Here is a 15,430-nt window from a genome sequence, read left to right as displayed (position 1 = left end):
TTTCATATGCTCATTATGAAAGCAATGGCTTTTATGGGGGTAATCGGATATGGAACAGCTACGGGTAGAACTCAGCCATCTGTTGGGTGAATCGCTCAGCCGCGTAGAGTGCATCAACGAGCAAACGGATACCGCGTTGTGGTCGTTGTATGATGCCGAAGGCAATCCCATGCCGCTGCTGGCGCGCAGTTTTACGTCCCCCGGCTTGGCTCGCCAGCTGGCATGGAAATTCTCAACGCTGGCGCGTCACGGCACCGTGCGGATGCCGGTAGTGTATGGCGTGATGACCCACGAAGAGCACCCTGGGCCGGATGTCTTGCTGCTGGAGCGACTGCGGGGAGTTCCTGCTGAAGCGCCCACCCGTAATCAGCAACGCTGGGACGCGTTAAAAGATCAGATTGTCGAAGCGCTGCTGGCGTGGCATCGGGTAGACAGTGCGGGTTGCGTAGGCTTTGTGGATAGCACTCAGGAAAACAGCTGGCCGCAATGGTATCGACAGCGGATCGAAGTGCTGTGGGGCACGCTGAACCTGTATCAGAATACTGGGCTGACCATGCAGGATAAGCGACTGCTGTTCCGCACCCGCGAATGTCTGGAGGCGCTGTTTGAGGGTTTTAGCGATAACTGCGTGTTGGTGCACGGCCATCTTACTTTACGCAGCATGCTGAAAGATTCGCGCAGCGATCAACTGCTGGCGATGGTCGGCCCGGGGCCGATTCTGTGGGCGCCGCGCGAATACGAGCTGTTCCGCCTGCATGAAAGCCCGCAGGCGGAACAGCTGTTATGGCACTACCTCCAGCGCGCGCCGGTCGCCGAAGCGTTTCTCTGGCGGCGCTGGCTGTATCTGTTGTGGGATGAGGTCGAGAAGCTGGTCAACACGGGAAAATTTAACCGCGCCAATTTTGACCTGGCCTCGAAGTCACTGCTCCCCTGGCTCTCCTGAATCGCCTTTCAGCCATTGCCAGATGCGCCCCAGCGTTTCATAGCCCACCCGGTCGCTGTGCATCAGCCAGACCGGGGAAGGGATAATACGCTCCCACGGATTCAGCGGCGAGGTGATAGCCAACTGGTTGGCCGGCGCGGGCAGCGGATGCAGGCCAACGTGCTGGAAGAAAATCATCGCGCGCGGCAGATGCGACGCCGACGTCACCAGCAGGAATGGGGCATCACCAATGGCGGCTTTCACCGCGCTCGCCTCTTCTTCCGTATCTTTTGGTGTATCCAGCACGATAATCTCGCTGCGCGGTACGCCAAGGCTTTCCGCGACCCGCGCACCCGCTTCAGCGGTACTGACCGGGTTGGTTAATGCCGGGGCGCCGGTGAAGATCATCTTCGACCCTGGATTGGCCTGCCACAGGCGAATCCCTTCCGCCAGCCGCGGCAGGCTATTGCTAATCAGGTTTGAGCTGGGCGCCCACTGTGGGTTCCACGTATAGCCGCCGCCGAGCACCACCACATACTGCGCTGTCTGCTCGCCGCGCCATGTCGGGTACTTATCTTCAATGGGTTTAAGCAGGCCGTCGGCAACAGGTTGCAGGCTCAGCAGCAGTAAAAAAAGCCAGCCAGCGGTGATGGCGCATTTACCCGTTTTCTGGAAGCGGGTAAACCACACCAGGACTATTCCCAAACCGATCAATAAAAGCAGCAAAGGTAGCGGCAGCATCATGCCGCCGATAAACTTTTTCAGCATAAAAAGCATTCTATTGAGTACCTTTTTTAACCATCTGACGCATGAATGCAGGGATATTACACCAGATAGCTTCATTCTCGCCGTGGGTGTGACAAAATAGACCCTTTGTGGCTGGTGATGGAAGGACGTCCCGTGCAGGATCGCAATTTCGATGACATTGCGGAAAAGTTTTCGCGCAATATTTATGGCACCACCAAGGGCCAGCTGCGCCAGGCTATTCTGTGGCAGGATCTTGATGTGCTGCTTGCCGCCATGGGCACGCAGCCGCTGCGCATTCTGGACGCTGGCGGCGGTGAAGGCCAGACGGCGATCAAAATGGCGGAGCGCGGTCATCATGTGACGCTGTGCGATCTTTCTGCCGAGATGATCGCCCGTGCAAGTCAGGCTGCCAGCGACAAAGGTGTGAGCCACAACATGCATTTCATACAATGCGCGGCGCAGGACGTGGCCGGGCATTTGGAAAGCCCGGTTGATCTGATATTGTTTCACGCTGTACTGGAGTGGGTGGCCGAACCGCAGGAGGCGTTAAAAACGCTGTGGTCGGTGCTGCGTCCAGGCGGCGCATTATCATTAATGTTCTACAATGCAAACGGCCTGTTGATGCATAACATGGTGGCGGGCAATTTTGATTATGTTGCTCTTGGCATGCCGAAAAAGAAAAAGCGTACGCTGTCGCCGAACTACCCGCGCGACCCGCAGCAGGTCTATAGCTGGCTAGAAGAGATTGGCTGGCAAATTAACGGGAAAACCGGCGTGCGAGTGTTTCATGACTATCTGCGCGATAAGCATAAGCAACAGGATAGCTATGACATCCTGCTGGAGCTGGAAACGCGCTATTGCCGTCAGGAACCTTATATCAGCCTGGGGCGCTATATTCATGTCACCGCGCTTAAGCCGCAGACAGAAACAAGGATAAACGATGAGTGAATTTTCCCAGACAGTCCCCGAACTGGTTGCCTGGGCCAGAAAAAATGATTTCGCCATTTCGCTACCCGTCGACAGGCTCTCATTTTTGCTGGCTATCGCAACGCTGAACGGCGAGCGGCTGGAAGGTGAAATGACGGAAGGCGAGCTGGTGGATGCGTTCCGTCACGTCAGTGATGCGTTTGAGCAAACCAGTGAAACCATCGGTACGCGCGCCAACAACGCGATTAACGATCTGGTTCGCCAACGTCTGCTGAACCGCTTTACCAGCGAAATCACGGAAGGAAACGCCATCTATCGTCTGACGCCGCTGGGCATTGGCATTACCGACTACTATATTCGCCAGCGTGAGTTTTCGACGCTGCGCCTGTCAATGCAGCTGTCGATTGTGGCCAGCGAGCTGAAAAGAGCTGCCGATTCGGCGGAAGAGGGCGGCGATGAGTTTCACTGGCACCGCAATGTTTACGCGCCGCTGAAATATTCGGTGGCGGAGATTTTTGACAGCATCGACCTGACGCAGCGCATCATGGATGAGCAGCAACAGTCGGTCAAAGATGACATCGCGCAGCTGCTGAATAAAGACTGGCGCGCGGCGATCTCCAGCTGTGAGCTTTTGCTGTCCGAAACCTCCGGCACGTTACGCGAATTGCAGGATACGCTGGACGCGGCGGGCGATAAGCTGCAGGCGAACCTGCTGCGCATTCAGGATGCCACGCTGAGTCATAACGATCTGCATTTTGTCGACCGGCTGGTGTTCGACCTGCAAAGCAAGCTCGACCGTATCGTTAGCTGGGGTCAGCAGGCCATTGACCTGTGGATCGGTTACGATCGTCACGTGCATAAGTTTATTCGTACCGCTATCGATATGGATAAAAACCGCGTCTTTGCTCAGCGCTTGCGCCAGTCGGTGCAGTCCTACTTCGACGCGCCGTGGGCGCTCACCTACGCCAGCGCCGACCGTTTGCTGGACATGCGTGATGAAGAGATGACGCTGCGCGACGAAGAGGTCACCGGCGAACTTCCGCCGGACTTAGAGTTCGAAGAATTTAACGAAATCCGCGAACAGCTTGCCGCGCTGATCGAAGAACAGTTGGCTATCTATAAAACCAAACAGCTGCCGCTGGACCTCGGTCTGGTGGTGAAAGAGTATCTGGCTCAGTATCCGCGAGCGCGCCACTTCGACGTGGCGCGTATTGTGGTTGACCAGGCGGTTCGTTTGGGCGTAGCGCAAGCAGATTTCACCGGACTGCCGGCCAAATGGCAGGCAATTAATGATTACGGAGCCAAGGTACAGGCGCATGTCATTGACAAATATTGAACAAGTGATGCCGGTTAAACTGGCACAGGCCCTGGCCAACCCCCTTTTCCCTGCGCTGGATAGCGCGCTGCGTGCTGGCCGCCATATTGGCCTGGACGAGCTCGACAACCACGCTTTCTTGATGGATTTCCAGGAGTACCTGGAAGAGTTTTACGCCCGCTACAACGTTGAACTGATCCGCGCGCCGGAAGGGTTCTTCTATCTGCGCCCGCGTTCTACCACGCTGATTCCTCGTTCGGTTCTCTCCGAACTGGACATGATGGTCGGCAAAATCCTTTGCTACCTCTACCTCAGCCCGGAACGTCTGGCAAATGAAGGCATCTTCACCCAGCAGGAACTGTACGATGAGCTGCTGGCGCTGGCCGATGAAGCCAAACTGTTGAAACTGGTTAACAACCGTTCCACCGGTTCTGACCTTGACCGTCAGAAGTTACAGGAAAAGGTGCGTTCTTCGCTCAACCGCCTGCGCCGTCTGGGCATGGTGTGGTTTATGGGCCATGACAGCAGCAAATTCCGCATCACCGAATCGGTGTTCCGCTTCGGCGCCGATGTGCGTTCCGGCGATGACGCGCGCGAAGCGCAGCTGCGCATGATTCGCGACGGGGAAGCCATGGCGATTGAAAACCATCTGCAGCTCAATGACGAGAACGACGACCATCAGCAGGATAGCGGGGAGGAAGAATAATGATCGAACGTGGTAAATTTCGTTCGCTAACGCTGATTAACTGGAACGGGTTCTTTGCCCGTACTTTCGATCTGGATGAGCTGGTCACCACGTTGTCCGGCGGTAACGGTGCCGGTAAATCGACCACCATGGCGGCCTTCGTCACGGCGCTGATCCCCGACTTAACGCTGCTGCACTTCCGCAATACCACCGAAGCGGGGGCCACCAGTGGTTCACGCGATAAAGGTCTGCACGGTAAGCTGAAAGCGGGCGTCTGCTACTCGGTGCTTGACGTGATGAACTCGCGTCACCAGCGCGTGGTGGTCGGCGTGCGTCTGCAACAGGTGGCGGGGCGCGATCGTAAAGTCGACATTAAGCCATTCGCCATTCAGGGACTGCCAACCTCTATTCAGCCGACCCAGTTGCTGACTGAAACGCTGAACGAGCGCCAGGCGCGCGTGCTGACGTTGCAGGAGCTGAAAGATAAGCTTGAGACCATTGAAGGCGTACAGTTCAAGCAGTTCAACTCGATAACCGACTACCACGCGCTGATGTTCGATCTGGGCATCGTCGCGCGTCGTCTGCGCTCTGCCGCTGACCGTAGTAAATTCTATCGCCTGATTGAAGCCTCGCTGTACGGCGGTATTTCCAGCGCGATTACCCGCTCGCTGCGCGACTACCTGCTGCCGGAAAACAGCGGCGTGCGTAAAGCGTTCCAGGATATGGAAGCGGCGCTGCGCGAAAACCGGATGACGCTGGAAGCGATTCGCGTCACCCAGTCTGACCGCGACCTGTTCAAGCATCTGATCTCCGAAGCCACCGACTACGTGGCCGCCGACTATATGCGCCACGCTAACGAGCGCCGCGTGCATCTGGATAAAGCACTGGAGTACCGTCGCGAACTGTTTACCTCCCGCTCGCAGCTGGCGGCGGAACAGTACAAGCACGTCGACATGGCGCGTGAGCTACAGGAACACAACGGCGCGGAAGGCGATCTCGAAGCCGATCACCAGGCTGCCAGCGACCACCTGAACCTGGTGCAAACTGCACTGCGTCAGCAGGAAAAAATTGAGCGCTATGAAGCGGATTTAGACGAGCTGCAAATTCGCCTCGAAGAGCAGAACGAAGTGGTGGCGGAAGCCGCCGAACAGCAGGAAGAGAACGAAGCGCGCGCCGAAGCCGCCGAGCTGGAAGTGGATGAGCTGAAAAGCCAGCTCGCCGACTACCAGCAGGCGCTGGACGTGCAGCAAACGCGCGCCATTCAGTACACCCAGGCGCTACAGGCATTGGAACGCGCGAAAGCGCTGTGCCACCTGCCGGATTTAACCCCTGACAGCGCAGCGGAATGGCTGGAAACCTTCCAGGCCAAAGAGCAGGAAGCGACGGAAAAACTGCTGTCGCTCGAGCAGAAAATGAGCGTTGCCGAGACGGCACACAGCCAGTTTGAGCAAGCCTATCAGCTGGTGGCGTCAATCAACGGCCCGCTGGCGCGTAACGAAGCCTGGGACGTGGCGCGTGAACTGTTGCGCGACGGCGTAAACCAGCGTCACCTGGCGGAACAGGCGCAGCCGCTGCGCAGCCGTCTGAATGAGCTGGAACAGCGTCTGCGCGAACAGCAGGAGGCCGAGCGTCTGCTGGCCGATTTCTGCAAGCGTCAGGGCAAACAGTACGACATTGACGATCTTGAAAACCTGCATCGTGAGCTGGAAGCGCGCATCGCCGCTCTGAGTGATAGCGTGACTGACGCTCGCGAGCAGCGTATGCAACTGCGCCAGGAACAGGAACAGCTGCAATCGCGTATCTCCGCGCTGATGCATCGCGCGCCGGTCTGGCTGGCGGCGCAGAACAGCCTGAGCCAGCTGTGCGAGCAGAGCGGCGAGCAGTTCGAGTCGAGTCAGGATGTGACCGAATACCTTCAGCAACTGCTGGAGCGCGAGCGCGAAGCGATCGTGGAACGCGACGAAGTGGGCGCGCGCAAACGTGCCGTCGATGATGAAATCGAGCGTTTAAGCCAGCCGGGCGGTTCCGAAGACCCGCGCCTTAACGCGCTGGCTGAACGTTTTGGCGGCGTACTGCTGTCGGAAATTTATGATGACGTCAGCCTGGACGACGCGCCGTACTTCTCCGCGCTGTATGGTCCGTCGCGTCATGCCATCGTGGTGCCGGATCTGTCGCAGATCGCCGAGTATCTGGAAGGGCTGGAAGATTGCCCGGAAGATCTCTACCTGATTGAAGGGGATCCGCAATCCTTCGATGACAGCGTGTTCAACGTCGACGAGCTGGAAAAAGCGGTAGTGGTGAAGACCGCCGACCGCCAGTGGCGTTATTCGCGCTTCCCGGCGGTGCCGCTGTTTGGCCGCGCCGCGCGCGAAAGCCGCATTGAGAGCCTGCACGCCGAGCGTGAAGTGCTGTCTGAACGTTTTGCGACCCTGTCGTTCGATGTCCAGAAAACCCAGCGTTTGCATCAGGCGTTCAGCCGCTTTATCGGCAGTCACCTGTCGGTGGCGTTTGACGACGATCCGGAAGCGGAAATTCGCAAGCTGAATACCCGTCGCAACGAGCTGGAACGCGCGCTGAGCAGCCACGAAAGCGATAACCAGCAGCAGCAGGCGCAGTACGAACAGGCGAAAGAGGGCGTTGCGCTGCTCAACCGTCTCCTGCCGCGTCTGAGCCTGCTGGCCGATGAAACGCTGGCCGATCGCGTGGATGAAATTCAGGAGCGTCTGGATGAAGCGCAGGAAGCGGCGCGCTTTATTCAGCAGCACGGTAACCAGTTGGCGAAACTTGAGCCGATGGTCTCTGTACTGCAGAGCGACCCGGAGCAGTTTGAACAGCTGAAAGAAGATTACGCCTGGTCGCAGCAGGTACAGCGCGAAGCGCGTCAGCAGGCGTTTGCCCTGACCGAAGTCGTGCAGCGTCGCGCCCACTTTGGTTACTCTGACTCAGCGGAAATGCTGAGCGGCAACAGCGACCTGAACGAAAAATTGCGCGAACGTCTGGCGCAGGCAGAAAGCGAGCGTAGCCGCGCGCGTGAAGCCATGCGCACGCACGCTGCGCAGGTGAGTCAGTACAGCCAGGTGCTGGCGTCGCTGAAGAGCTCCTACGACACCAAGAAAGAGCTGCTTAACGATCTCTACAAAGAGCTGAAAGATATTGGCGTACGTGCTGATGCGGGGGCAGAAGAGCGTGCGCGCATTCGCCGTGACGAGCTGCACGCGCAGCTGAGCAACAACCGCGCGCGCCGTAACCAGCTGGAAAAAGCGCTGACCTTCTGCGAAGCGGAGATGGATAACCTGACCCGTAAGCTGCGCAAGCTGGAGCGTGATTATCTCGAAATGCGTGAGCAAGTCGTCAGCGCGAAAGCGGGATGGTGCGCGGTGATGCGTCTGGTGAAAGACAATAACGTTGAACGTCGCCTGCACCGCCGCGAGCTGGCCTATCTCTCCGCAGACGATCTGCGTTCAATGTCGGATAAAGCATTGGGCGCACTGCGTCTGGCGGTTGCGGATAACGAACATCTGCGTGACGTGCTGCGTATGTCGGAAGATCCGAAGCGTCCTGAGCGTAAGATTCAGTTCTTCGTGGCGGTATATCAGCATCTGCGCGAACGTATCCGTCAGGATATTATCCGCACCGATGATCCGGTAGAAGCCATCGAACAGATGGAAATCGAACTGAGCCGTCTGACTGAAGAACTGACCAACCGTGAACAGAAGCTGGCAATCAGCTCACGCAGCGTGGCGAATATTATTCGCAAAACTATTCAGCGCGAGCAGAACCGTATTCGCCAGCTGAACCAGGGGCTGCAGAGCGTGTCGTTCGGCCAGGTGAACAGCGTGCGTCTGAACGTGAACGTGCGCGAGAGTCACTCGACGCTGCTGGACGTGCTCTCTGAGCAGCACGAACAGCATCAGGATCTGTTCAACAGCAACCGTCTGACCTTCTCGGAAGCGTTGGCGAAGCTGTACCAGCGCCTGAACCCGCAGATCGATATGGGCCAGCGTACGCCGCAGACTATTGGTGAAGAGCTGCTCGACTACCGTAGCTACCTGGAGATGGAAGTTGAGGTTAACCGTGGTTCTGACGGCTGGCTGCGCGCGGAGTCCGGCGCGCTGTCGACCGGTGAGGCGATCGGTACCGGGATGTCGATTCTGGTGATGGTGGTGCAGAGCTGGGAAGATGAAGCACGCCGTCTGCGCGGTAAAGATTTGTCACCGTGCCGTCTGCTGTTCCTTGATGAAGCCGCGCGTCTTGATGCACGTTCCATCGCCACGCTGTTCGAGCTGTGCGAACGCCTCGAGATGCAGCTGATTATCGCGGCGCCGGAAAACATTAGTCCGGAGAAAGGCACAACCTACAAGCTGGTGCGTAAAGTGGTACACAACCACGAACACGTACACGTGGTGGGGCTGCGCGGCTTTGCTGCTCAGTTACCGGAAACCTTGCCAGGGACCGCCGACGCGTCATAGCCGTCGCCCGGAGGCGCGCAGCGACTCCGGGAAACGGTCCATGTGTCCGAATACAGAATCTAAGGCGACAGCAATGTCGCCTTTTTTGTTATCTGTTTTTCGCCGCCAGCGCGTTATTATCTTTAGACTTCTTTACATTTGAACGGGCAAAATAGTTTTTGTCTTTATATACTGAAGGTAAGCCCACGTTAGGGGTCTTCGTATAGATAACAGGGGGCAAGGGATGTTGCTGAAAAAAGAAAATGGTCGTCGGTTGTCAGCCATGAGTTTGTGTCTGGCGATGACATTTGCTCCGCTGTTTACTGCCTTTGCGGATGAACCAGAACTGGTTCCTTCTGATAGCACCGCAACGCCAGCAGAACAAGCGCCAGTGCTTCTGAACTCGGGCGCGCAATCGTCGGCAATGGCGAGCCTTGTCGGCACTCAGCCGCTGGCTGAAGGGGCGGCGGCGAAAAGCCGCGCCGATATTCTGGCTACGCTACCTGCCGGATATCAACCTGTCTACCTGAATCCTCTGGCGACATTGTATGCCGCCCGAGAGATGAAACCCATGTGGGAAAACCGTGATGCGGTACGCGCCTTCCAGCAGCAGCTGGCGGAAGTGGCGATCGCCGGTTTCCAGCCGCAGTTTACCCGTTGGGTCGAGCTGCTGACCGATCCCGGCATCAATGGGATGGCACGTGACGTCGTACTTTCCGACGCGCTGATGGGCTATCTGCACTTTATCAGCGGTATTCCGGTTCAGGGCAATCGTTGGTTGTATAGCGATAAACCGTACACGCTGGCGACGCCGCCGCTGTCCGTGATTAACCAATGGCAGTTAGCGCTGGAAAACGGCTCGCTGCCGCAGTTTATCGCCGCGCTGGCGCCGCAGCATCCGCAGTATAGCGCAATGCATCAGGCGCTACTGGCGCTGACGGGGGATAACCGCCCGTGGCCAAAACTGACCTCGACAGCCGCATTGCGTCCGGGGCAGTGGAGTAGCGATGTGCCGGCGCTACGTGAAATCCTGCAACGTAATGGCGTGCTGGACAACAGTCCGGCCATTCCGCTGCCGGGTGATAACGTCGGCAAGACGAAAAAGGCAGCGAAAAGCGGGCCCGCCGCCTATGACCGCCAGCTGGTGGATGCGGTGAAACGATTCCAGGCGGCGCAGGGACTTGGTGCGGACGGCGTCATTGGCGCATCGACGCGCGACTGGCTGAACGTCTCGTCCGCCCAGCGTGCGGGCGTGCTGGCTCTGAACATTCAGCGTCTGCGCCTGTTACCGGGGAAAGTCTCTACCGGGATTATGGTGAATATTCCGGCTTACTCGCTGGTCTACTATCTCAACGGCAACGAAGCGCTGGCCTCGCGGGTTATCGTGGGCCGCCCCGATCGTAAAACGCCGATGATGAGCAGCGCGCTGAATAATGTGGTGGTCAACCCACCGTGGAACGTGCCGCCGACGCTGGCGCGTAACGATATTCTCCCGAAGCTGCGTAATGATCCGGGCTACCTGGAGCGGCATAATTACACCGTGTTACGTGGCTGGAACAGTAAAGAGACTATCGATCCGTGGCGGGTCGATTGGTCGACAATCACACCGTCGAATTTGCCGTTCCGTTTCCAGCAGGCGCCGGGGGAACATAACTCGCTGGGGCGCTATAAGTTTAATATGCCAAGCTCCGATGCCATTTATCTGCATGATACGCCTAACCATAATCTGTTCCAGAAAGATGCGCGGGCATTAAGCTCCGGCTGCGTGCGGGTAAATAAAGCTTCCGATCTGGCGAATATGCTGTTACAGGATGCAGGCTGGAATGACGCCCGAATTTCCGATGCCCTTAAAGAAGGGAATACGCGCTACGTGAATATCCGGCAGAATATTCCGGTTAATCTCTATTATCTGACCGCCTTTGTCGGTGCTGACGGTCAGACACAATATCGAACAGATATTTACAATTACGATGTCACTGCGCGATCGGGTGCACAGATTTTGCCAAAAGCGGAACAATTGATCAGATAAATGAAGTAGTTCAGGTAATGTAGTTGTCGAATAAAAAGCGCAGACACCAGCCCCGTAGGTCCAGGGCTGGTGTCTCTGCGCGGCAGGCCGCCTTGACGCTGGCTTTGATGCCCGGTAAGGTGCTTAACGTGCGCCAGAAGTGCATATTTTTCGATCACATTACTGACTGTAGACCTGATTATCATGGACAAATTTGACGCTAATCGCCGCAAGCTGCTGGCGTTAGGTGGTGTTGCGCTCGGCGCGGCCGCCATCTTGCCCACGCCTGCGCTTGCCACCCTCTCGACCCCACGTCCGCGTATTTTAACGCTGAATAACCTGCATACAGGTGAGTTGATAAAAGCCGAGTTTTTTGACGGCCGAGGCTATATTCAGGATGAATTAGCAAAACTAAACCATTTTTTCCGTGACTATCGCGCGAATAAAATAAAAAGCATCGATCCTTCTTTGTTCGATCAGCTTTATCGCCTTCAGGGACTATTAGGAACAAATAAACCTGTGCAATTGATTTCCGGGTATCGTTCTGTTGATACCAATACCGAACTGAGAGCGCACAGTCGTGGGGTGGCTAAAAATAGTTATCACACGAAAGGTCAGGCAATGGATTTTCATATTGAAGGCGTTTCATTAAGTAATATACGCAAAGCTGCGTTATCTATGCGCGCAGGTGGTGTAGGATATTACCCACGTAGCAACTTTGTGCATATTGATACCGGGCCGGTCCGGCACTGGTAGCTCTACGCCAACCGTTCAGGCACACTGAAGTGTCTGAACGGTGACGAGTCCAAACAGGAGCAACATGAATTATCGTATTATTCCGGTGACTGCGTTCGCGCAAAACTGTTCATTGATCTGGTGCGAGCAAACGAAACTGGCGGCGCTGGTCGACCCAGGCGGCGATGCGGAAACTATCAAGCAGCAGGTTGCCGAAGCGGGCGTGACGTTGCAGCAAATTTTGCTGACTCATGGTCATCTCGATCATGTGGGGGCGGCGGCTGAACTGGCGCAGCACTACGGGGTGCCGATTATTGGCCCGGAAAAAGAAGATGAATTCTGGTTGCAGGGGCTGCCTGCGCAGAGCCGGATGTTTGGCCTTGAGGACTGTCAGCCTTTGACGCCGGACCGCTGGCTGAATGAAGGGGATACGGTGAGTGTCGGCAACGTGAAGCTGCAGGTGCTGCACTGTCCGGGACATACGCCGGGGCATGTGGTGTTCTTTGATGACCAGGCGCGTTTGCTGATCTCGGGTGACGTGCTGTTTAAAGGTGGCGTCGGGCGCAGCGACTTCCCGCGTGGCGATCACGCGCAGTTGATTGATGCGATTAAGCGCAAACTGCTGCCGTTAGGCGATGACGTGAAGTTTATTGCCGGCCATGGCCCAATGTCGACGCTGGGTTATGAGCGTCTGCATAATCCATTCCTGCAGGATGAACTGCCGGTGTGGTAATCTCAGAATAATAAAAAGGCCGCGAATGCGGCCTTTTTTGTCCCTGAAGGGAGCGTATTGATTACAGGACCGCGACGATGGCTTCGCACAGCGGCGCCATGTTGTCCGGCGTCATGCCCGCCACGTTGATACGGCCGGAAGCGACGGCATAAATACCGAACTCTTCACGTAGGCGCAGTACCTGCTCTTTGGTCAGACCGCTGAACGAGAACATCCCGTTCTGCTTCGTGATGAAGGTGAAATCGCGGCTGGCGCCTTTTTCCTGCAACGTATTGACGAACAGCAGGCGCATGCGCTGAATGCGCTGACGCATATCGGTCAGCTCTTGTTCCCAGATGGCGCGCAGCGCGTCGTTGCTGAGAATGGTTGCGACCACGGATGCGCCGTGCGCCGGCGGGTTAGAGTAGTTCGCGCGAATCACGGCTTTCAGCTGGCTGAAGGCGCGATCGGCGGTGTCGGCATCGGCTGTGACCAGGGTGCAAGCACCAACGCGTTCGTTGTACAGGCCGAAGTTTTTCGAGTAGGAGCTCGCCACAATCAGCTCTTTGTGCAGCGCGGCAAATGCGCGCAGGCCTTCGGCATCTTCTTCCAGACCGCGAGCAAAGCCCTGGTAGGCGAAGTCGAACAGCGGCAGCCAACCTTTTTCAATCGACAGATTTGCCAGCTGTTGCCACTGCTCCAGCGTCGGGTCGATGCCGGTTGGGTTATGGCAGCAGCCGTGGAACAGCACCACGTCACCCGCCTGGGCTTCATTCAGGCTCGCCAGCAGGCCGTCGAAGTTAAGGGCATGCTTTTCTGCATCGTAGTAGTCATATTCGCGTACTTCCAGGCCAGCAGCGCCAAAGACGCTCTTGTGGTTCGGCCAGCTTGGGTTGCTAACCCAAACGCGCTTCACGTCAGTATTTTTCGCGAGAAAATCCGCCGCCACGCGCAGTGCGCCGGTGCCGCCTGGGGTCTGAGCTGTGCGCGCGCGTTTGTCACTAATGATGCTGTTGCCTTTGCCAAACAGCAGCTCTTGCGTGCAGCGACCAAACTCAGGAATACCATCAATACCGAGATAGTTTTTGGTGGTTTCATTCTCCAGCAGATACTGTTCAGCTTTTTTTACGCTGGTCAGCACCGGCGTCTTGCCGGTTTCATCTTTATAAACACCTATCCCGAGATTGATTTTTCCCGGGCGTTCGTCGGCGCGAAACAGATCGGCCAGGCCCAGAATTGGGTCGGCAGGGGCGGCTGTAATGTTCTCAAACATGACGAGGTTCCATTAATAAGTTCGGGGGAAATCCGCTATCAGGTTAACGGTAGATTTACAAAATGCCAACCGTTAGAGACTAAAAGCGCGAAGCTTTTCAAAAGTTAAGATCTTCCTCTTTAGAACGCAAAAAAGCAGGACCGAAGTCCTGCTCTTGAGGCATATAGCAGTGAGGGTCTGCTGATTAGAACTGGTAAACGATACCAACAGCAGCCTGATCGTCGGTCGCCTGACCGGTAGCTGCGGAGTAAGCGTTGTCGTCCAGCAGGTTGAACTTGTACGCCGCGTAGACGTTCATGTTCTTGTTGAAGTAGTACCAGGTACCCACTTCAATGTATTTAACCAGGTCAGCGCTGCCGCCGTCGAAGCCTTTACGCGCTTTCAGGTCTTTACCTTTGGACTGAACGTAGCCCAGGGATGGACGCAGACCGAAGTCGAACTGGTACTGAACCACTGCTTCGATGTTCTGAGTTTTGTTGGCGAAGTTGTAGTCTGGCTCAACGGTCATGTTCTGCGTTTCGGTATAAGTCACAGCGGTGTACAGGTTGTTCGCGTCATATTTCAGACCAGTAGACCATGCCTGTGCGCGGTCGCCTTCAGCGCTCGCCCATGCAGAAGATGTGCCAGCAGCAACCTGCTCGCTGGTACGGTCTGCGGTTTCATAACCAGCAGCTACGCCGAAGCCTTCGCCGAAGTCGTAGGTGACCGCGGTGCTGAAGCCGTCGCCGTTACCTTTCAGACCGTTACCTGCGCGGCCTAAATCGATAACGCCATTTTCGTCAACGCTCGGCGCAACGACGTTGCTACGGTCGTTTTTACCCTGGTACTGCAGCGCGATATTCAGGCCATCAACCAGACCGAAGAAGTCAGAGTTACGATAGGTCAGAACGCCAGTGGTACGGCCGTTCATGAAGTTGTCGGTGCGAACCCAGGAATCGCCGCCCCATTCAACTAACATATCGGTGTAAGCGCCGACGTCGTAGATTGCGCCGTAGTTACGACCGTAGTCGAGAGAACCCGCATCGCCAAATTTCAGGCCCGCGAACGCCAGACGCGTTGCGGTACCCTGAGCGCCTTCCGCGCTGGATGCATTCATGTTGTATTCCCACTGACCGTAGCCTACCAGCTGATCGTTGATCTGGGTTTCACCCTTGAAGCCGATACGGGCATAGGTGGTGTCTTCGTTGCCGGTGTCGCCGTTGGTGGTCCAAATGTGTTCACCAACTGCTTTACCGTAGAAGTCCAGTTTGTTGCCGTTTTTGTTATAGATTTCAGCAGCATTTGCTGCGCCAGCTACCAGCAGGGCAGGGATTACCACTGCCAGGATATTACGCTTCATCATTATTTATTACCCTCATTAGGTTTTTTTTATAGACACTCGCCACTGCCGCCAATTACTTCCGTCAATAAAAATTTACGGAACTATTGATGATAGTTTGGTGTCTTTATGTGTCTGAGAGGCATCTTTCCATTCAAAACATTCTTTCGCCACCCTGAAAATGCTACAAACATCGAGAATAAGTAAGCAAAAGAAATTATGTGTAACCAAATGTGAATTTTGAGGAACTTTGTGAACTAACTCAAAATTCTGAGATGTACGCGGGTTATTTGACCAGTGCCTTATCTATCAATATGAATTTCTTATCTTTTATTTGTAT

At 56.0% G+C, this 15,430-nt stretch carries 11 protein-coding genes; 8 read left to right on the top strand and 3 right to left on the bottom strand.

The window, feature by feature from the left end:
* The first annotated feature begins 49 nt into the window (after nt 1-49).
* The gene (locus NNN71_RS12530) at nt 50-943 is read left to right on the top strand and encodes a YcbJ family phosphotransferase (protein WP_271458614.1); all 894 of its coding nucleotides are present in this window, start codon (nt 50-52) and stop codon (nt 941-943) included.
* Here NNN71_RS12530 and elyC read toward each other — a convergent pair.
* A complete protein-coding gene (gene elyC / locus NNN71_RS12525; protein WP_271458613.1) occupies nt 920-1,699 on the bottom strand; it encodes an envelope biogenesis factor ElyC in 780 nt (259 codons plus the stop codon). The two genes, NNN71_RS12530 and elyC, sit on opposite strands and share 24 nt — an antisense overlap.
* Nucleotides 1,700-1,822: 123 nt before the next feature.
* On the opposite strand from elyC, the gene cmoM reads away from it, so the two are divergent.
* The 7 genes from cmoM to NNN71_RS12490 all read left to right on the top strand — a co-directional run bounded on the left by cmoM (nt 1,823) and on the right by NNN71_RS12490 (nt 12,520).
* Entirely contained in the window at nt 1,823-2,617 is a 795-nt protein-coding gene (gene cmoM / locus NNN71_RS12520) for a tRNA uridine 5-oxyacetic acid(34) methyltransferase CmoM (protein WP_167576288.1), read from the top strand.
* Nucleotides 2,610-3,932, top strand: coding sequence for a chromosome partition protein MukF (gene mukF / locus NNN71_RS12515; RefSeq protein WP_163448524.1), 1,323 nt, complete (start codon nt 2,610-2,612; stop codon nt 3,930-3,932). The genes cmoM and mukF overlap by 8 nt, the downstream gene beginning before the upstream one ends.
* Entirely contained in the window at nt 3,913-4,617 is a 705-nt protein-coding gene (mukE, locus tag NNN71_RS12510; RefSeq protein ID WP_064548815.1) for a chromosome partition protein MukE, read from the top strand. The genes mukF and mukE overlap by 20 nt, the downstream gene beginning before the upstream one ends.
* Nucleotides 4,617-9,065, top strand: a complete 4,449-nt coding sequence (gene mukB / locus NNN71_RS12505; protein ID WP_271458612.1) for a chromosome partition protein MukB — start codon at nt 4,617-4,619, stop codon at nt 9,063-9,065. Before mukE ends, mukB begins: the two co-directional genes overlap by 1 nt.
* Nucleotides 9,066-9,288: 223 nt before the next feature.
* Nucleotides 9,289-11,073 carry a L,D-transpeptidase gene (ldtD, locus tag NNN71_RS12500; RefSeq protein ID WP_167576287.1) on the top strand — a complete coding sequence of 595 codons (1,785 nt, stop codon included), beginning with the start codon at nt 9,289-9,291 and terminating at the stop codon, nt 11,071-11,073.
* Nucleotides 11,074-11,256: 183 nt separating this feature from the next.
* A complete protein-coding gene (locus NNN71_RS12495; RefSeq protein ID WP_163448529.1) occupies nt 11,257-11,808 on the top strand; it encodes a YcbK family protein in 552 nt (183 codons plus the stop codon).
* A 64-nt stretch (nt 11,809-11,872) separates the two neighbouring features.
* Entirely contained in the window at nt 11,873-12,520 is a 648-nt protein-coding gene (locus NNN71_RS12490; RefSeq protein ID WP_065355691.1) for an MBL fold metallo-hydrolase, read from the top strand.
* A gap of 61 nt (nt 12,521-12,581) precedes the next feature.
* Here NNN71_RS12490 and NNN71_RS12485 read toward each other — a convergent pair whose 3' ends face one another.
* Together NNN71_RS12485 and NNN71_RS12480 are read right to left on the bottom strand one after the other, a co-directional pair.
* Nucleotides 12,582-13,772: an amino acid aminotransferase gene (locus NNN71_RS12485; protein ID WP_163448531.1), complete on the bottom strand. Its 1,191-nt coding sequence runs from the start codon at nt 13,770-13,772 to the stop codon at nt 12,582-12,584.
* Nucleotides 13,773-13,956: 184 nt separating this feature from the next.
* Nucleotides 13,957-15,111 (bottom strand): porin, encoded by a 1,155-nt coding sequence (locus NNN71_RS12480; RefSeq protein WP_442910515.1) that lies wholly within the window; start codon nt 15,109-15,111, stop codon nt 13,957-13,959.
* Nucleotides 15,112-15,430 lie beyond the last annotated feature (319 nt).

Source organism: Kluyvera sp. Awk 3, assembly GCF_028069715.1.
GTDB classification, from domain to species: Bacteria; Pseudomonadota; Gammaproteobacteria; order Enterobacterales; family Enterobacteriaceae; genus Kluyvera; species Kluyvera georgiana_A.
The sequence above is the reverse complement of the archived record's forward strand: the minus strand, read 5'-3'. Positions and strand labels throughout refer to the sequence as shown.

Excerpts from the sequence above, each read along its gene's own strand:
- NNN71_RS12530 (WP_271458614.1), top strand. The coding sequence starts at position 50 with ATGGAACAGCTACGGGTAGAACTCAGCCATCTGTTGGGTGAATCGCTC.
- elyC (WP_271458613.1), bottom strand. The coding sequence starts at position 1,699 with ATGCTTTTTATGCTGAAAAAGTTTATCGGCGGCATGATGCTGCCGCTA.
- mukF (WP_163448524.1), top strand. The coding sequence starts at position 2,610 with ATGAGTGAATTTTCCCAGACAGTCCCCGAACTGGTTGCCTGGGCCAGA.
- mukE (WP_064548815.1), top strand. The coding sequence starts at position 3,913 with ATGTCATTGACAAATATTGAACAAGTGATGCCGGTTAAACTGGCACAG.
- mukB (WP_271458612.1), top strand. The coding sequence starts at position 4,617 with ATGATCGAACGTGGTAAATTTCGTTCGCTAACGCTGATTAACTGGAAC.
- ldtD (WP_167576287.1), top strand. The coding sequence starts at position 9,289 with ATGTTGCTGAAAAAAGAAAATGGTCGTCGGTTGTCAGCCATGAGTTTG.
- NNN71_RS12495 (WP_163448529.1), top strand. The coding sequence starts at position 11,257 with ATGGACAAATTTGACGCTAATCGCCGCAAGCTGCTGGCGTTAGGTGGT.
- NNN71_RS12490 (WP_065355691.1), top strand. The coding sequence starts at position 11,873 with ATGAATTATCGTATTATTCCGGTGACTGCGTTCGCGCAAAACTGTTCA.
- NNN71_RS12485 (WP_163448531.1), bottom strand. The coding sequence starts at position 13,772 with ATGTTTGAGAACATTACAGCCGCCCCTGCCGACCCAATTCTGGGCCTG.
- NNN71_RS12480 (WP_442910515.1), bottom strand. The coding sequence starts at position 15,111 with ATGAAGCGTAATATCCTGGCAGTGGTAATCCCTGCCCTGCTGGTAGCT.